At 43.5% G+C, this 17,330-nt stretch carries 12 protein-coding genes; 2 read left to right on the plus strand and 10 right to left on the minus strand.

Annotation, left to right across the window (positions count from 1 at the left end; all coding sequences use genetic code 11):
* The first annotated feature begins 74 nt into the window (after positions 1–74).
* Entirely contained in the window at positions 75–1,406 is a 1,332-nt protein-coding gene (locus ACED59_RS04470) for an anaerobic sulfatase maturase (protein ID WP_017098946.1), read from the plus strand.
* 87 nt (positions 1,407–1,493) lie between these two features.
* Complete coding sequence (locus tag ACED59_RS04475; RefSeq protein WP_017098945.1) at positions 1,494–2,570, plus strand: HEAT repeat domain-containing protein; 1,077 nt, start codon at positions 1,494–1,496, stop codon at positions 2,568–2,570.
* Positions 2,571–2,677: 107 nt separating this feature from the next.
* Here the strand turns inward: ACED59_RS04475 and ACED59_RS04480 are convergent, their stop codons facing one another.
* The 10 genes from ACED59_RS04480 to ACED59_RS04525 form a co-directional block, all read right to left on the minus strand.
* Complete coding sequence (locus ACED59_RS04480) at positions 2,678–3,730, minus strand: ABC sulfate transporter permease (protein WP_017098944.1); 1,053 nt, start codon at positions 3,728–3,730, stop codon at positions 2,678–2,680.
* 1 nt (position 3,731) lies between these two features.
* Entirely contained in the window at positions 3,732–4,208 is a 477-nt protein-coding gene (locus ACED59_RS04485) for a hypothetical protein (protein WP_017098943.1), read from the minus strand.
* 9 nt (positions 4,209–4,217) lie between these two features.
* Positions 4,218–7,418, minus strand: coding sequence for a response regulator (locus ACED59_RS04490; RefSeq protein ID WP_017098942.1), 3,201 nt, complete (start codon positions 7,416–7,418; stop codon positions 4,218–4,220).
* A 214-nt stretch (positions 7,419–7,632) separates the two neighbouring features.
* Positions 7,633–8,007 carry a hypothetical protein gene (locus ACED59_RS04495; protein WP_017098941.1) on the minus strand — a complete coding sequence of 125 codons (375 nt, stop codon included), beginning with the start codon at positions 8,005–8,007 and terminating at the stop codon, positions 7,633–7,635.
* Positions 8,008–8,114: 107 nt separating this feature from the next.
* Complete coding sequence (locus ACED59_RS04500; protein WP_017098940.1) at positions 8,115–10,253, minus strand: ATP-binding cassette domain-containing protein; 2,139 nt, start codon at positions 10,251–10,253, stop codon at positions 8,115–8,117.
* Positions 10,250–11,836 (minus strand): ABC transporter transmembrane domain-containing protein, encoded by a 1,587-nt coding sequence (locus tag ACED59_RS04505; RefSeq protein WP_017098939.1) that lies wholly within the window; start codon positions 11,834–11,836, stop codon positions 10,250–10,252. Before ACED59_RS04505 ends, ACED59_RS04500 begins: the two co-directional genes overlap by 4 nt.
* Complete coding sequence (locus ACED59_RS04510; protein ID WP_017098938.1) at positions 11,826–13,250, minus strand: TolC family protein; 1,425 nt, start codon at positions 13,248–13,250, stop codon at positions 11,826–11,828. Before ACED59_RS04510 ends, ACED59_RS04505 begins: the two co-directional genes overlap by 11 nt.
* Entirely contained in the window at positions 13,225–15,456 is a 2,232-nt protein-coding gene (locus ACED59_RS04515; RefSeq protein ID WP_017098937.1) for a response regulator, read from the minus strand. The genes ACED59_RS04510 and ACED59_RS04515 overlap by 26 nt, the downstream gene beginning before the upstream one ends.
* Positions 15,457–15,459: 3 nt before the next feature.
* Positions 15,460–16,809: an HlyD family type I secretion periplasmic adaptor subunit gene (locus tag ACED59_RS04520; protein WP_017092939.1), complete on the minus strand. Its 1,350-nt coding sequence runs from the start codon at positions 16,807–16,809 to the stop codon at positions 15,460–15,462.
* 2 nt (positions 16,810–16,811) lie between these two features.
* Positions 16,812–17,174 (minus strand): hypothetical protein, encoded by a 363-nt coding sequence (locus ACED59_RS04525; RefSeq protein WP_004730527.1) that lies wholly within the window; start codon positions 17,172–17,174, stop codon positions 16,812–16,814.
* Between the last annotated feature and the right edge of the window lie 156 nt (positions 17,175–17,330).

Here is a 17,330-nt window from a genome sequence, read left to right on the forward strand (position 1 = left end):
ATAAAGGGTATAACATGCCACTGATTGAGATAGGTATTATGATGGCTACAGACACTAAGATAGGTAGATAAATCATGCACATTACTCAAGGTCCACAATACAATGGTAAAGCGTCTAAACGCTTGCATGTTATGGCTAAGCCAATTGGCGCAGCGTGCAACATCGACTGTAAATATTGTTATTACCTAAGTAAGCAAGATTTGTTGGAGTACAAGAAAGGCAGTTCTCCGAGAATGGATGATGAGACGTTAGAAACCTATATCCGACAATATATCGAAGGTCAAAACACGCCTGAAATTATCTTCTCATGGCAGGGCGGCGAGCCAACTATGCTGGGTTTAGCGTACTTTGAAAGAGTGGTTGAGCTACAAAAAAAGTACCAGCCTGAAGGTGTGTTGATTTCAAATGATCTACAAACCAATGGCACGCTGCTGAATGACGATTGGGGCCGATTCTTAGCAAAGAATAACTTCCTGATTGGCTTGAGTATTGATGGCCCTGAAATGCTGCACAATGCGTATCGTGTTAATAGAGCAGGCCGTGGCACATTCAAACAAGTGATGGCGGCGGTTGAGTTGCTGCACAAACATCAAGTTAAATTTGCAACGTTGACTTGTGTGAATAACCTCACCAGTCAAAATGCACTTGAGGTGTATCGCTTCCTACGTGATGTGGTGAAGTCTCCACAAATGCAGTTTATTCCTATCGTTGAACAGAAAACCTTTAGAACGGTTGCGCCACAAACATCCCAAGTGAGTGAGCAGCTAAAACAAGGCGACAAACGCCTGATCCCCGGCCATAAAGATTCGATCATGGAATCGTGGTGTGTGTCGGACTTGGCTTGGGGTAACTTCCTGATCTCTGTGTTTGATGAGTGGGCGAAGAACGACATCGGTAAAGTGTTCGTTCAGTATTTTGAAGCGAGCTTAGAAACGTGGATTGGTCGTCCGAATCCGCTTTGCACTCTGAATGAGATCTGCGGTAAAGGCCTAGCGATGGAGCCAAACGGTGATGTGTTCTCTTGTGACCACTACGTTTACCCTGAATACAAAATTGGCAATATCCACCACGAGAAGCTTGATGATTTAGCGTACAGCGCACCACAGCAAAAGTTTGGTTTTGCTAAATCACGCACAATGACCAGTCAATGTCAGCAGTGTGAGTACAAGTTTGCGTGTCATGGTGAATGTCCGAAAAACCGCTTTATCAAAACTCGTGCAGGCGAACCGGGCTTGAACTACTTATGTGCAGGCTGGCACAAGTTCTTTTCTCATGTCGACAAGTCGATGGCTTATATCGCTCGTGCGATGGGGCATCCGGTTGCTCATGGCAAATTCAGTGATTCAGTATTGATGGCACATCGTGCAAAACAGGCGCAACAAACTACGTTCGAGACCAAGTTTTAACTCGTTTTTTGGGTCAACAGGTCCAAGACAAATTTAATCAGATACGAGTCTAAGGACAGGCTAAGTTCTCCAGTTTAAGGTAATACTATGATGAAGAAGAGTTTAGCGACGGCTGTTGCTCTATTAGTTTCAACGTCCGCATTAGTTTCAACGTCCGCATTGATTTCAACGTCTGCGATGGCAGCGAATAGCGTTCAGCAAACTGTTGACGCACCGGCACAAAATATCAATCAAGTGCTCGAAATGACGGACACTCAAACCCGTATTCAACAGTTGTCTTACATGGCTCAAGATCAGAATCAATCCGTTGAAAATCGTACTGGTGCACTGCAAGAACTTGCTTCATACCCAAGCCAAAATGCGCTGGTGGCGGTGGCAAGAGGCTTAAAAGATCAAAACCCTGAAGTTCGTGAGGCTTCGATTATCGGTTCTTCGCCATATCAACTTGAGCATCGTTGGGCGTTAGTTTCGCCTTTGCTGAGCGATACAGACTCTATGGTTCGTCATTCAGCAACATCGAACTTAGTTCGTGATTACAATACGTTAGATAAAGAACAGAAAGCACAAATCGAACAACCTGTCGCTGAGTTAATAACATTCTTGGAATCACAAGAATCTGAAAAGTTTCAATTGTTGTTCGCTGACGTGCTCCGTTGGCACAATGAATGGGATAAAGCGGAAACGATTTATCTTGAGTTGATTAATACTCACCAGAAAGACCCTCAAGTTTGGCTGAGCTACGCGGATAACTTCCGAGCTCAGAATAAAGATCAACAAGCGGTCGAGGTGTTGGATCGTGGTTTGAAGAACGTGCCGGACAATGCAGCGATGCACTATTCTAAATCATTAACTTTGGTTCGCCTTGAAGACAAGGCAGCAGCAGCCAAAGAGATTGAAGTAGCAGCAGAACTTGCAAAAGATAACAGCTACTACTGGTACTTGAATGGGGTACTACAAGAAGAGCTGGATATCGACAAATCGACTAAATCGTTCGAGAAGGCGTATTTGATCTCTGGTTCTCCGGAGCAGTTATACGCGGTATGTGATATCTACGTGCGATACGGCAACGACAAGACCGATGATTGCTTAAGTGAGCTAGGTAAAGTGGCTCCTGACTATGTTATTGAGCAGCTGAAAGAGAAGCGAGTAGCGCCAAGCTCATAATATTTGAATGAGTAAATAGATAAGCCGCTTATGAAAAGCCAGTCGAAATATTCGACTGGCTTTTTTGGATCTTAATTGCTGCAAGTGACCATCGATTTGAATTCGAGCTAAAAAACAAAACTCAACATGATGGTGTAGAGCAATGCATCTTTATCGGTTTTAGGGGCGTCAATAAAGGCACCGTTTGACCTACGAGCTTCGAAGAATTGCATTTCACCATTGATAGATATATTTGACATCAAGTCGTAATCTACACCGACTAAGTAGCTATTCCCTTCTAAGTGCTCATTGGCGTTAAATTGCGCGCCGTATACTACGTAAGGTGTGAATACTCCTAAATGGTAACCTAGGCTGGCGTACATGGATGAAGAAACGTCACTGATTTGACCTTCGCTCGCCAATACCGCTTGGCCAAATTCATATTCAGCGCCTAGCGACCAAAGTTGGATGTGTTGGTTGTCTGCTGTTGGAAGCGTGCCAACGTTTTTAATTTTTGTCGTTTGATCGAAATTTGAATCAAGGAAAGATAAGTTCCAACGATAGTTATCACCACTTAATTGAAGGTTTGCACCAAACATTCGATTTGTTTCGAATTCCAGCTCGGTTGTCGAATTGAACTCTACTTCATTCTTATCTTTGATTCCGACAAATGGAGAGAGTTGTAGGGTAGCTTCATCGGTTACATCATGAGTCCAACTCACTTTGACACCGTTGAAAGCGGTAATACCAAGAACGCTGTTATACACCTCTGTCGGTGGTCTTGCCGTCATATAGGCTTGGCCAACATAATAGTATTCAGAGGCAAGGAATAGTGGCAGTCGTAATCGACCAATACTCACATCGAAGTCGTTAAATTCATAGCCCAAGTAAGCCCACTCGAGTTGAGGATCACTCCAATCATATTGGGGTGGTTTGACAACTTGTACGGAAGCTTTAAATGAGTTGTAAAAGTAATCGAGTTGAACTCCAAGTGTGGTATCACAGTCATAACAATTTTCATCGGTAAAACCATTGTTGATGATTAAAGGGGAGTCGTTATCTGATGTTGCCCAAGAAGTAGAACCAAATCCGCTTAACGAAAAATTATCGGTAAGTTCAATAATAGCTAAAGCCGGAGAGGCAATTGAAGCACATAGCACTGACGTAATTATTTTTTTCATATTATTTCTCCGAGCTTATAACGTATAGAATATTGGCATTTTCAGGGAGCGTCGAGAGCGGGGCGTACCCAATTCGATTGGGCTTGTCATCAAGCCAGTCAACCAAGGTTTCGGTGGACGCCGATTTAATCTCTCTTGGATAACGAGCTTTACCTGAGAAGGATAAGCTCGCCCAATGGGCATTCATTTGAGCTGCGTTTTTTCCAAGCAGTTGTTGGTAAAAAACTTCACGTTCGCTGCTGTTTTCAGGCCAATCAGAAAGTTCTACACGTTTACCATCGAGTCGTTTTGTTTTTCCTCTATACAGCTTCCTTGCTTTGTTTATCGATATTTCTTCAAATCCTGAATCTAAAGAGAATATGGCGTAATCTTCTGCGGCATGAGCTGGGCTGAGAAGAAGCAAGTTTCCTAATAGCCCTACCGCGACTGGCAATATGACTCTGCGTGGAAGTGTTTTTATTGTTTTAATCCAATCCATGGGTTTCTCCTAACAAGTCGCACTTTCTATTTGATGGAATAGCTTTTCTTTTCTTACGGGCTTCGCTACGTATCCATCCATGCCTGAATCAAAGCACTTTTGAATATCATCATCGATAACACTGGCGGTTAACGCGATGATAGGAGTTTTGCTTAAGCCTAGATTTTTCTCATGCTCCCGAATCTCCTTAGTTGCTGTGAAGCCGTCCATAACGGGCATCATGCAATCCATTAATATAATGTCGAAACTACTGTCGTTTTGGTACATATCAACGGCAATTTGACCATTCTCTGCAATTTCAAAAGCGTAACCAGCCCTTGTTAGCATGACCGAAGCGACTTTTTGGTTAACTCGATTGTCTTCGACGAGCAGTATTCTTTCAGATTTGCTCGGAACCGGGTTTTGTTCTATTTCCTCTGGTACTGTCCGTTTAGCTGCAGCATTAAGAATCGGCGTTACGGTCGCGGGTTTTTTCGTAGGTTTAGTTTTGTAGGCAACAGGAAGTGGCATTGCTTCAACGGCGGCAAGTACTTTTTCTTTTAACATTTCAAATTTGAATGGCTTTGGCACATAGTCATCCATGCCCACGTCGAAACACCTTTGAATATCGTCATCAATCACACTGGCGGTCAGGGCAATGATAGGGATACGACGCGTGGCATTGGTCTCTTTTTCAACGCGGCGAATATTACTTGTCGCTTCAAAGCCATCCATAACCGGCATCATGCAGTCCATGAGTATTGCTGCGTAGTGAGGGTTCGAGCTGAACATGTCCACGGCTTCCTGGCCATTATTCGCAAACTCGAATTCAAAACCACTTTTACCAACATGAAGTCCGGCAATTTTTTGGTTGACCTTGTTGTCTTCGACGATCAGAATTTTGTGTTGTATCTCTAGAGAAGGTTGGTTCGCTTCTGAAAGCTCAACCCGACCTTGTGTATCACAGAGCTCAACCGCTTTAATCAAACGTAAACCGAGTAGGGGCTGTGATACTTGAGCCGTAACACAATTGCCGATGTCAGCCGGCTCGCTCAAAAATGATCGAATCAAGCAGATAGTGATGCCGTTTTGGTGGAGCTTATCTAAGTCACTGGTATAGTCATTGGCTTGGAATGTGTTATCTTCAGCAAAGACAACTGTGATTGGGTTAGCGTGCTTTTGAATCGTGAGTTGTTGTGTAAGCTCAACTGTATCTCTCGTTCGTTGGGTTATTTCTAAACCATAGAGGTTAAGGTCCCATTCTATTCGTTTAGAGAGCATGTTCGCGTTACCTAGAACATAAATGTCGGCGGTTGCTGTGCTTGGTTTTGGCAACATTAAATCAATGGGTAATTCTAGATCGAAGTAGAAACAACTGCCTTCACCTTTGACGGAGTCGAGTTGGATCTGACCACCCATAAGTTCAACAAGCTGAGTACTGATCGCAAGGCCAAGACCAGTACCACCGAATTGTCTGGTCGTTGAATCATCTTCTTGAGCGAACGGTTCGAATATCTGTTTCTGTTGCTGTTTATCGATACCAATCCCCGTGTCTCGCACAGAAAACCTTAGGGTGACATTGTTTTCTGCTTTGTTTAGCGTTTGGATTGACAGGGTAACGCCACCTTTTGCTGTGAACTTCACCGCGTTCGACATAAAGTTCATCAAGATCTGTCTTAATCGGTGATCATCGATCATCACGCGTGCAGGTGTGTCTGGGCTGATATCAACGTTCACTGATATTTTTTGCTCTTTAGCTTTTGGCGCGACAATAGATGCGATGTCGTAAATGGATTCTCTAATCGATGCCGAATGCGGGCTGATTAATAGCATGCCAGATTCAATCTTAGAGAAGTCTAAGATGTCGTTGATCAGGCTTAGCAGTAGTTGGGATGAGGTCTCGATCGTATCTACATAATCACGTTGTGTTGGTGTAAGTGGTGTGTCTGACAGGATCTCCGAAATTCCGATAACGCCATTCAGTGGGGTTCGAATTTCATGAGACATATTGGCCAAGAAGCTACTTTTCGCTTTGCTAGCTTGTATTGCGTGGTCTTTGGCTTCTTCGGCGTCTTCTTTCGCTCGCTCTGCGTCTTCTTTCGCTATCGTTAACTTCTCTTTTGCATGTTCTCGTTCGATGGTCAGTCGCTCTACTTGCTGAGCAAATAGGCTGAGTTCGTCTTTGCCTTGAATCAGTTTGTCCAAAGAAGGGCGGGTATCATCATTTTCACTTTTTAAGAACCTAAGAACGAGCCCAAGATTGTTGGTGACTTGTTTCGCTAAACTCAAGGTCAACCCCATCACGATGGTAGCGAGTAAAGCGACGATAGAAATAAATAGTGTTCGCTCCATCTGAGCATCGGAGATAGCTTGACCTACTTCTGTTTGGAATTCTTGTTTGATGACATCTCCTAAATTCTGCAATAGGTTTAGTCGAGCACTCATCGCATTGAGTCCAATAGTGATTTCTTGTGGGGTAAGGGCGACTATTGTGGATGCGCTATGAAGCCCATGACGTATCTCTTGGCTTTTCATAAAAGCCTCATCTTTAAATACCTCAATCATGAGTGAAACTTGATGTGCATTGGCATTTAAGGATACAAATCTTTCTAAGAACAAAACTTGCCTAGCACTGAGGCTTTCAATCAACTCAGCAAGTTCAGAATCATATTCTTGATGGTCTTGGTAAATATCGAAGAGTGAAGCGCTGAGCTTAAACTCCTCATTAGACCAGAACATTAACCACTCTAATTGTTGAAGTGCGGATAAGTGCTGTTGAATTCCCCGTTTGGTATTTTCAAATGGGACTTTTTCTATTTCGAGGAGTAACTGTCTGTACAAATCGCTCTGCCACTCAAGGGCATCTAATTTGTCGTAGCTACCAGTGGCTTTCATCGTCGATAAGGTCGCTTCGCTGAAGTCGGCAACCAGTTGATTCATTTCATCAGAAGTATCTAAAAAAATGATTGGAGACAGGTTTTCTAATTCAGCCCTCACTTGACCGCTCTGTATCGCGAACTCTTCCGGGCTAGAGGCCAGAGTACTTCTATACAGAACCGAGATTTCTTGAAGATACACAGATAAATGATTGGTTCGTTCAAAATCGGTCAACTGAGTCGTTAAAATATAAGCTTGTCTACCTGCGAGGAAGAGTAGTAATGAAATGGGAAGTAGAACTAAGCCAAAGAGTTTATGTTTGACTGAAAGGTTATTCCAGACCGTAATCGCCATATAAGGATCCATCCAACTGTTTTTATATAAAAACAGTAGAATAAAAATGCCGATATGGAAACTTTGAAACTGTAAATTTAATGGAAGTGTGGGAGGGGTATAAGTTCTTGTGATTCCACAGCTTATTTTGAAATTGCTTCTCTTGCTAGCAACTTATAGCGTTTGGCGGTCGGTTTGATTTTGATGCTTATTGATGAGTATCTTAAAAAGCGAGTTAATTAAGGTGATTTTTATCGAGACTTAGTTCAAATAGAAGTTGCTCTAATACCGTTTTTGCAGAAGGTTCTAGTGCCCAAACACCGAGCATTCTGTTCAGTGCAGCGCGGTACACTCTGTTTTTGAGTAGGAAAGCGAGCGTACGCGTATCGTTGCTCAGAACATTTGATTGTACGACGGTTAACTCAGCTTTGTTCTCGATATCGATTTTCTGAAGATTGAAAGCGGGTAGAAAGGCACACTCATACCAAACTTCTATGATCTCTCGAAGTTCGATTTCTTCTTCAGGCACGTCACAGCCCTGAAATATATGATTCTCAGGAATTGCGGATAAGTAAGCAACATCAAGCTTGTCTGCAACGAATGTGTACATTTGTTTCCTTGTTACCTGTGGTATTGAGTCGAATCATCTCTCTCACTTATGATTTTGTCAATTACATCCATGTCGCGAAATGACGAATTGTGAGTAAGCGTTATGATTTAGCTCAAACTGTTTAAGTATTTGTCTGTTAAGCCAAAATATTTCAAGTTTCCATCTGGCTCTAGAACCAAACTCATGTTGGATGTGGCGATTAAGCCGGGATCATTGGTCGAAAAAATGACTGTCTTATTCAGCAACTTATCGCTGAACAAACGGTTAAAGTATTGCGCGTTTTCTTGCTCAGCACCGTTGAAGGGCTCATCAATAATTATCAGAGATTGCTCGCAGTTACCTAAACCAAGTGCCAAACGCAGCTTTTGTTGAATGCCATTGGGAAGACCTTTGCACTTATCGACACTCAATTGAGTCGCCAAGCCTTCTGGCAGCCATTCGTCTAGCTCGAAGAAGCTCACCATCTCCTGCATTTTCTCTGTCGGAATCAATCCATTGTGTAAAATGAAATTGGTCTCCAAAGAACCTTCGAAAATGTGCAAATTGAAAGGGATGTAGTTAATCGACGTGCGATAGCGATAACTGTTGAATTGCTTAATGTTATAGCCATCGACAGACACCGCGCCCTGATAACGATCTTCTAAACCAGCCATGATTGAAATGAGCGTGGTTTTTCCACAACCAGTCGGGCCACATATGACGACTTTTGCACTGGGAGGTATCTTGAAACCAAGGTTGGTTAACCCTGTTGCTGCCCCTGTGTAACGGTGGCTGACACCACTGCCCACAATATTTCCTTGGAACAGCCGAATAGGCGGGCTTTTTTCTAGCGTTAGCTTGTCGTCATTCATCGACATTAAATTGTTTATCTGTGCCGATGACGCCTTGATGGATTGAAACTTAGAAATTGAGTTATAGATACCCATGATCGGGCCTAGTGCTTTCCAAACGAGAATAACGGTCGCAAGCATCGCACCCGCATCAGAAGTGCCTTCCATGACTCCGATTACTGCGGTCACGATACTTGCAGTACCAATCACCTGAATCAAACTACCGCCTGCAGCCTGAATTTTACTGTTGGTTACAGCAACATTCTCCGCATCACTGGTGCTTTGCATATGGGAGGCACTAAAACGAGATTGAACCACGCGCAACAAAGGCAAGCCTTGAATGGTCTTGATACCACGAAGGATTTCATTCCATTGGTAAGAGACCATGGCGTTGGCGCGAGAGCTTTTAGATGTAGCTTGTGAGTAGATGTAACGAGAGTAAACACAGAACACCAACATTAATATTAAGCCACCCATCACCACAAGCGCTGCCGTGCCAGACATCAGAGCAATCGCAATGATGAATACAATCACAAACGGCATATCAAAGTAACTAAGGGTCGATTCTGCGGTCACTAAGCGGCGGAAGGTATCGATATCTTTCAAACGAGCCAACTGAGACGAAACCCCTGCGGTTGAAGTCATTGCGTAGGGCAGCCAAAGCAGTTTCGATGTTACGGCTTGGGATATGTGAACCGCGAGATCTTTACCTGAGGTGGCAATGATGTTGACCCGCATCTTTTTGAAGAAGTATTCCGAGAAGCCGACGATCACGGCAAATAGGGTCAACCAATAGAGCGTGGCTTGAGAGCTCGAAGTCAGTGCGAAGTTATAGACACTCATGATGAAGAATGGCTGCAATGCACCGAGAATACTAATGACGAAGCTCAGAATGATCAGGCTTTTAAGTTCATTGTTGTAACGATAGAAAGCGTATTTTATCCAATTGCTTCTGTCTTGCGATTCCGGAGGTGGTTCGCGGAACAGACGAGAATATTCGCTAATAGAAATCAGCAAGCAGGGCTTTTTACACATTGGGTATTCAATGGTGTTGTTGTTCGTGTAATCAAACAGCAGCAACTTCCCATCTTTTGTCCCTAAGAAGATGGCACTGAGGTTTTCTATCTCAATAAAGCACGGGTGAGGATATTTATCGATATTCTCGAGTGTCTTTAGTTTTGTCACATCACAGCGGTATCCAAGGCGCTCTATGGTTGCTGTAAAGCTATCACCGTCTTTGGGTTTTGGAATAAAAGCATCGCTGAGTATAGCGGGCGTGCCTTCCCATTCGAGTGCTATCAAGGTGTAGGCCAAACCACGAATAAGTGGCGATTGACTGTAACGTTCGTCGTATCCACTAGATTCAAAATCCAAGACACGTTGCGGCACATTATTGAAGTCTACTAGGATACTCATTGGTCACCTCCGGTAAGTTTTACGCGTTTGAGGCGGTGGTTGAGTTTGTCCATTTTATTGCTGGCGATGATTAAGATTTTGTCATTGGCACGATAGGCGGTACTGGTCAGCACGACGCGCGCAAATTCCTCATCAAAGACACAATCTATATCGTCGAATATTAATACACGTTTACTGGCGAGCAGGGCTCTGACTAATAACAGAGCATATCCCACTTGGCGAGAGAATGGATTGCGCATATGCCCTTTGAGTTCCGTATAAAAACCAGCAGGAAGTCCGTCAATTTGCGCCTTGATGTTCATGGTTTCACATAAGGCGAAAGCAGTGTTATTCAAGCTTGGACGGAAACAGGTGAGGTTATCAATAATGGTCCCTTCCACGAATGAACTTGTTTTATCAACCATCAGCACGCTGTTACGCCAAACGTTGTAGTTTACGTCACTCAGAGGCGTGCTATTAATCATGATGTCCAGTTTGTTATCATTGTTCTGACGTGTAATACAGTTAGCAAGGTGGGTCTTACCGGAGCCACTTTTCCCGGTAAGCAAATAGGTTTGTCCGAGTTCAAATTCGATACGCTGTTTTTCAGAATATTTAACAGAAATACGTTCTACTTCGGTCGTCTCATGTTGATGTTCAACCGATGCGGCCAGTTCAAGAAGCTCGGCGATGCGCTGTATATGGAGTTTGTTTAGTTCCCAACGGCTCGCGGTACGCATCACTTGTTGGTAGGGCGCAAAGTAACGGTTGGTCAGCATGATTATCGCGGCCATGATGCCTTGGCTTGACTCCATATTGATCACGGCTGTTGCCAATACCACCACAACACAAGCAATTGAGAGTTGTTGGATGAGCGCTAAGATCAAGCCAAAATTCGATTCAATCTGTTCGTATTTGATGTTTTCAACTTCACGTTCCTCGACCATTTGTGTCATCAGGCTTTCAACGCGGTATTCCATGTTTCGTGCTTTGATATCCAGCGGGCTAGAAATGATTTCAATGATCTTGGACGTCGTTAATCCCTCTATATCGGACTTGTTTTGTAAGCTTCCAATCTTTTGCTTAGAAAGGCTCCAAGCGAAAATAGCTAAAATGAGCGAGGCAATCAGAAGCGTCACGCCAGCCCATATGTTGATAAGGCCGATGATGAGGATGGTTATGACGCTGACGGCAAGGTTGATCAGCGCTCGAACCGATTCCCCACCAAAGAAGGTTTTCAGCTCAGGAATGGTTGAGATTCGTTCGAGGTATTCGCCCGGTTCTAAGCGGCGAAATTTAGAGATTTCAGCCAAACAGATTGATTGGAACACCTTGTTGGTTAAGTTGGTCTCAAACTGCCTCATGATGACAGAGGAAATCTTTTCTTCCTGATTTTTCAGGTGGTAGTCGAGGAAGATAGAAATCAAGATAATCGCGAATAATAAGAACAACGTATCTTGTGCTTGGTTGGGTAATACTCGGTCGAAAATGATGAGTATAGAGAAGGGCAGTACCAAGCCAAATAGAGTGGAAATTATCGTAGAGAAAGTCAGATAACACTTATCTGCCATATTGATCTTTTGAGAAAACTGCTCAGTTTGCATTACGACCTCCTGTTTTCAACGACTCAGTTGAGAGAAGGTGTTTCGGCACTAATTCTTGATTGTTTCGTCCTTCGATATCACTCATCAATTGCATGATGCTTTCTATCGATTGAATCGAGAGCACGCCCTTAACTTGCTCAAGCTTGATGGTTTCGATGATGTAGTCGTATCGTGCGCTTTCATAATCTCTTAAGGCGCTGAAGAGCTTACTTTCTGCGGCAAGCAAATCGGTGATCGTACGGGTGCCTAACTGGTATGCCCTTTGAATGCCTTTGTAAGAGGCATAGTTGGCGCGAATGATGTTCTCGTAACTGCTTATAGATTGCGAAAAATCGTTGATGTTGAGCACAGAGGTGTTCACGCTGTTGCGCGTGGTGTAAAGCGAGTCTTGATAAAGCAGCTCGGTACGTTCAATCGCCGTCGAGGATTTTTGATATCCGTAGTAATCAGAGCCACCCGACAAGATAGGCAAGGCTAGGTTCAAGCCAACGCTAGTTGAGTTGCTTTCGCCTGTCGCTGTGATGTCGGTTTTATCGTAGTTATTGGCGTCATCGTGACGATAGCTGGCTGAAAGCGACACGGTAGGCAAGAAGTTCGTACCGCTCTCTTTTAAGCTTCTACGGCTTCTCTCGACGTTTTTCTTTGCCACCAACAAGTCGTTATTCAGCTTTAACGCCTGATCCATGATCGTGCGTTGCTCGGTTTCGTTGATCTCTTTTAACGGCACGCTTTCGTATATATCTTGCGACGGAGTGATAGGGTATTGAATTTGAATAGAGAGCCCGTTGAGAATGACACGGCGATCTTTCTGCAAGGTTCTTAATCGATTCGACACGCCTTCTTTTTGAGCGATAACTTCGTACAGCTCGCTGGCGGCTGTGTTTCCCAATTCTACGTTGCGTCGCATCTGATGTTCACGAGTCTCAGACGACTTAAGTTCGACCTTGGTCGCTTTTATTTGCGCATTGTTTTTCAAATACTCGAAGTATTGAGAGCCGATTTCAGAAATGGTGCTCTGGATTTTGTTCTCGTGTTTAATCTCTTCGATATTAAAGTCGAGTTTTGCCGTGCCATATTTAAAAATATCACCCAGATTGAATATCGATTGGGAAAGGGAAAGGCTGTAGCTGTTTGAGTTATAGCTAGAGGTTTCGTCGGGCACGCTCGATAACAAGGTTTCATTCTCATTCCATGTAGTATCAGCTGCACCATTGAGTGAAGGAAGAAACTTAGAGCGGCTGATCCCAATGTTGTATTCGTTCTCTTCCACACCTTTATCACTGGCGCGAAGAGACAGGCTGTTTTGCAGGCCGAGTTCTACCGCCTCAAGCAGGGTCGTCGCCGATGCTGAAGGTGTTGTGCTAAATGCAAGCGCAGCCATAATGCTGCTAGTTAAGTTTCTGTACCGCCACATACTTGTTGATCACCTTGATGATTTGGTCGCTTTTGTAAGGTTTGCTGATCACGTAATCCATTCCGGCTTCAATACAAGCCTGGTGTTCGTTACTGCTGGTCAATGCGGTTGCCCCTATGATGGTACAAGGGTTTTTCTCGTTCTCTTGTTCAAACTGGCGAATGCGTTTGGTCGCTTCAATGCCGCCCATACCCGGCATGATGCAGTCCATGAAGATGATGTCAGAACGTTTATTCATGAAGTGCTCAACTGCGTCAGCGCCATCGCCAACCGTGTCTGGTTCATACTCTTGTTTGGTGAGGATTCGTTTAAGTAAGATTTGCTGAACTCGGTCATCCTCTACGATAAGGAATGAACTGTTTTCCATCTGCTCTTCTGATGCTTCTGCTTCCATAATGGTGAGCAAGTTGGGAATAAACTCATAAGGAATCGCAGGGGAGTTGATGATCTTATCGACGAAGCTGTGACACTCTTGCGCATGCTGAGTATTGGTTACTGACAGCAACAACTTGGTATTTGGGTGATTCTTAAGTTGAGATTTCACCGTTTTACTCAGTGACGGTAACTTGTTGGGTTCAAAGGTATCGGTGAGCATAATCGCATCGTAATCACCAAAGGTCTTCGCCGCTGAAAATAACTCATTGGCGGTACGAATCTCGGTGATGTCCAGCCCCAAATTACTGAGCATTTTCTTCATCACATCGATGCGAACTTGAGTATTGGCGCACAGCAGTAAACGCTTACCGTCGAAGCGAGTCTTTTCTGTGTGGAAATTCTTCGCCTTGAGATCAAGCTCAATCTGAAAACGTTCCTGCGTACCCGATTGGAACCAGTGACTTTCGTAATACCCGTAATCTTTTAATACGCTTTTTGCTAAGTCGTCTGTGCTTGCGGTGTGGTCCTTGTGACTGCTCCAATGGAGTTTATTGAGCTTGGCTACAGAGACATCTAACGTTGAAAGGAAGTTTAGATTGATGGTAACTCGGGTATTTTCCATGTCTGAAGCCGCCCCAGATTCAATCGTCACAAATAGTTTCTTATTTGATTTGAGTTGAATGGCATTGGAAAGCTGCAGGAACAATATCCAGAACAAGCTGGTGGATTGGCCTTCTACGCGATTGGGTAAGTTGTCGGAAATAAAGCAGTCCAGTTGGCTTTCATTACGTTGTACTTTGGCACTGATATGAATCATTAATTCAGATAACACGCTCAATAACGAGAACTCTTTCGACTTGCTTTCCGTACCCTGTGAAATCAATCGATTATAGTTTTCTGCTAGCTCAGATAGGGTGCTACATGCAGACGTAATATCCTTCGCCATCAACACGCCGTTTTCATCGGTTTCTTGAACGAGGTACTGGACACCACCGTTAATGGTGTTGGTGATCCCACGAATCTCATAGCCGATGAGTGCATACAACTGTTTGTAGAGATCGTTATTGCGCTTTTGGTCTTCCAATTTACTGAAGATCAGTTTGAGATGAGAGTAGATCTGACGCTGTTTGGGATTGATGCTCACTTCATTAAGAAGCTCTTCAAGCCTTTGTAAATCTAACTGTTTTAGTTCTTGATACAGTGCATCGAACTCATAGTCGATTTCGCGTTCGTTAGAGCTGGATTTCTTCAGTTTCAACATGGCGACAGCGTTAGATAGAACCGTTATCACGGCCAGTATTACGACCACCATAAACAACCAAACGAAGAACTCGTTTTTCTCAGACATCAAATCGCTCGCATGGTTGTTAAACATGGTGCGATAGTTGTCATCCATCTGCAGATAGTTGTTGGTCAGTGAGAGATATAAATCGAGTACATCGGCACGTGCTTTAGCGCTATCGGTGAAACGGTTAATCGCTAATTCAAGTTGAGTGTATTCAATAGCGCCAACCAAGCTGAACTCAGTTTTGTTCAAAGAGGCTAAAGATCGAAATTCATCTATTTCACGCTTCAAGTTAACTAGATTGAATTCGTTAGTACCACAAGTGTCGTTACTTAAGCACTGCTGCAGAGTTTGAATATCTTGTTCGATGGTCTGATTAAGCCTCTGAGCTTGTATGAGCAGTGGGGCACTTTGCACTTGCGCGACTGAATCTACTTTCGACCAAGAAAAGTATAAATAGAAAGCGAGCGCAGCCAGTACAATGCTAAACAATATGCTCAGTCGTAGGGCGGGTACAGAAATATTGTATGAAGGTTTTCCGCTCATTGATTACCTCTCATCGAAAGCATCTTCGATGGCTGACATCACCGGCTTCGCTGCGTATTCGATCACGCGACGCGAGCCTGTTTTTACATCGGCGGTAAATTCCATATAAGGTGATAATTTGTATTGAGTGCCTCCTCGTTCAAGAAAGTTTCGGTCAATTTCAATCTCTGCTAAATAGAATTCGGCGTCTTCTTCTTCATAAGACGAGCGGCTGATTGAGGCGATGGTTCCCTCAACAAACCCGTATTTTGCAAAGTTATAGGTATCCATTTTTACTTTCACTGCCTGACCAATTTCGACAAATCCCATGTCTTTACGTGGGATCTTCGCTTCACCGTGTAACGAATTATTTATTGGGGCAATATCGGCGATACTCTCGCCTGGCGGAATCACAGCTGAACGGAAATTGAAGTGCAGTTTGTCGACCACGCCATCGACTGGTGAGTAGACAACCAGTCGATCAACCTTGTCGGAATGTTGTGGTTGTAAGATACGTTTTAGCTTGAGATCTTTATTCGCTTGAATGATTTGCGCTTGATACTCAGAGTTTCGGTTCTCAACCAAGTCACGGTGTTGTTTTTCCAGTTTGTCGAGCTGAAAACGTTCGTTCATGACCGACTCATCGAGATTTTCAATCTCACGTACCATATTGGATTCTTGTACTTTCATGTTGAGAACGTCGACATAAGACGCCATCTCTTCTTTATAAAGCGTATTTTTGATGTTGAGTTGTTTGCGAATGAGCGATAGTTGGTTCTCTGAACTTTTACGACGCTTAAGCATTGACCTAATCAGGGAGTTTTTGTGTTTAATATCGTGGGTAATGAGCTCTTCATTTGAACGGTTTTTAGAGAACTCTTGTCGCCATGTATTCATGTTGACCTGAACTTGTTCTGGAAATTTTTCGATATAAGAAGCGAAGTTGGGTTCTACCATGTCGCGTAAGCTTTCATAACGAATCTTATCGAGCTCTATCTGAATAATCTCAGTATTCACGGTATCGAGTTGTGTGTTGCGGTCTAGTGAGCGAATTCGTGCGATCGGCTGACCTTCATAAACGACTTCTCCTTTTCGGACTAACATCTCTTCCAATATGCCGCCTTCTAGGTGTTGAACCTTCTCAACGTCAGATTCCAACAACAGTTCACCACGTACAGAAACGACGATGTCGATACGCGCTTGTGATGCCACGGCAATAGCGACTAAAGCGAGTAGGAATATGATGAGCAACGTTTTGTGAACACTGGTCATGGCACTTGCAAGCACAATGGTGTCATCAGCTGTGACCTTAGAAGCCTCATTATTAGAAACGAGCGCTTTTCTTAAGTGATGTTCTATTTGGTTATTGCTCATGACTACCTCGATGACTTGTCATCTATTACTTCCTTAATGTCCAACAAGTGATTGATTTGTCGATTGACGTTGTGCAATTCAGTTTTTACATCCTCTAAAAGATCTTCTGGTGCAGGGAATTCGTGCTTACTCAAATGTTCCAATTTGGCCATTTTGGGTGGCAAGTCTTGATCGCACAGTAAAGTTAAGATGGTCTTTAATCTCTTTGAGTAGTTGTTGAGCTCATCAAAACGGTCACTTTTATGGAGCGTCTCTATGTTGTTCGCTGCGTCTGAAAAGTCCTTATAAAAATCGCCTAATAGCAATTGAAGCCCTTTGTGGTTGTTGTCGATTGAACGCAGCAAACTCGTCATGTCTATCATCATTCCACCGCCGTAATTGCTTTAATCACAATAACTAAGGATGTTTAAAGGTAGTTTTCAAATTTTTTTTGATTCTTTATGCATAAAAAGAAAAATATGAAAAATGTTGTATAAAAACTTGGTTTTTCAAAATGGTGTCCTTTAATGCCTCTAAATACG

Origin of the sequence: Vibrio sp. FF266, assembly GCF_041439695.1 — a bacterium.
Lineage (GTDB): Bacteria > Pseudomonadota > Gammaproteobacteria > Enterobacterales > Vibrionaceae > Vibrio > Vibrio tasmaniensis_A.

Excerpts from the sequence above, each read along its gene's own strand:
- ACED59_RS04470 (WP_017098946.1), top strand. The coding sequence starts at position 75 with ATGCACATTACTCAAGGTCCACAATACAATGGTAAAGCGTCTAAACGC.
- ACED59_RS04475 (WP_017098945.1), top strand. The coding sequence starts at position 1,494 with ATGATGAAGAAGAGTTTAGCGACGGCTGTTGCTCTATTAGTTTCAACG.
- ACED59_RS04480 (WP_017098944.1), bottom strand. The coding sequence starts at position 3,730 with ATGAAAAAAATAATTACGTCAGTGCTATGTGCTTCAATTGCCTCTCCG.
- ACED59_RS04485 (WP_017098943.1), bottom strand. The coding sequence starts at position 4,208 with ATGGATTGGATTAAAACAATAAAAACACTTCCACGCAGAGTCATATTG.
- ACED59_RS04490 (WP_017098942.1), bottom strand. The coding sequence starts at position 7,418 with ATGGCGATTACGGTCTGGAATAACCTTTCAGTCAAACATAAACTCTTT.
- ACED59_RS04495 (WP_017098941.1), bottom strand. The coding sequence starts at position 8,007 with ATGTACACATTCGTTGCAGACAAGCTTGATGTTGCTTACTTATCCGCA.
- ACED59_RS04500 (WP_017098940.1), bottom strand. The coding sequence starts at position 10,253 with ATGAGTATCCTAGTAGACTTCAATAATGTGCCGCAACGTGTCTTGGAT.
- ACED59_RS04505 (WP_017098939.1), bottom strand. The coding sequence starts at position 11,836 with ATGCAAACTGAGCAGTTTTCTCAAAAGATCAATATGGCAGATAAGTGT.
- ACED59_RS04510 (WP_017098938.1), bottom strand. The coding sequence starts at position 13,250 with ATGTGGCGGTACAGAAACTTAACTAGCAGCATTATGGCTGCGCTTGCA.
- ACED59_RS04515 (WP_017098937.1), bottom strand. The coding sequence starts at position 15,456 with ATGAGCGGAAAACCTTCATACAATATTTCTGTACCCGCCCTACGACTG.
- ACED59_RS04520 (WP_017092939.1), bottom strand. The coding sequence starts at position 16,809 with ATGAGCAATAACCAAATAGAACATCACTTAAGAAAAGCGCTCGTTTCT.
- ACED59_RS04525 (WP_004730527.1), bottom strand. The coding sequence starts at position 17,174 with ATGATGATAGACATGACGAGTTTGCTGCGTTCAATCGACAACAACCAC.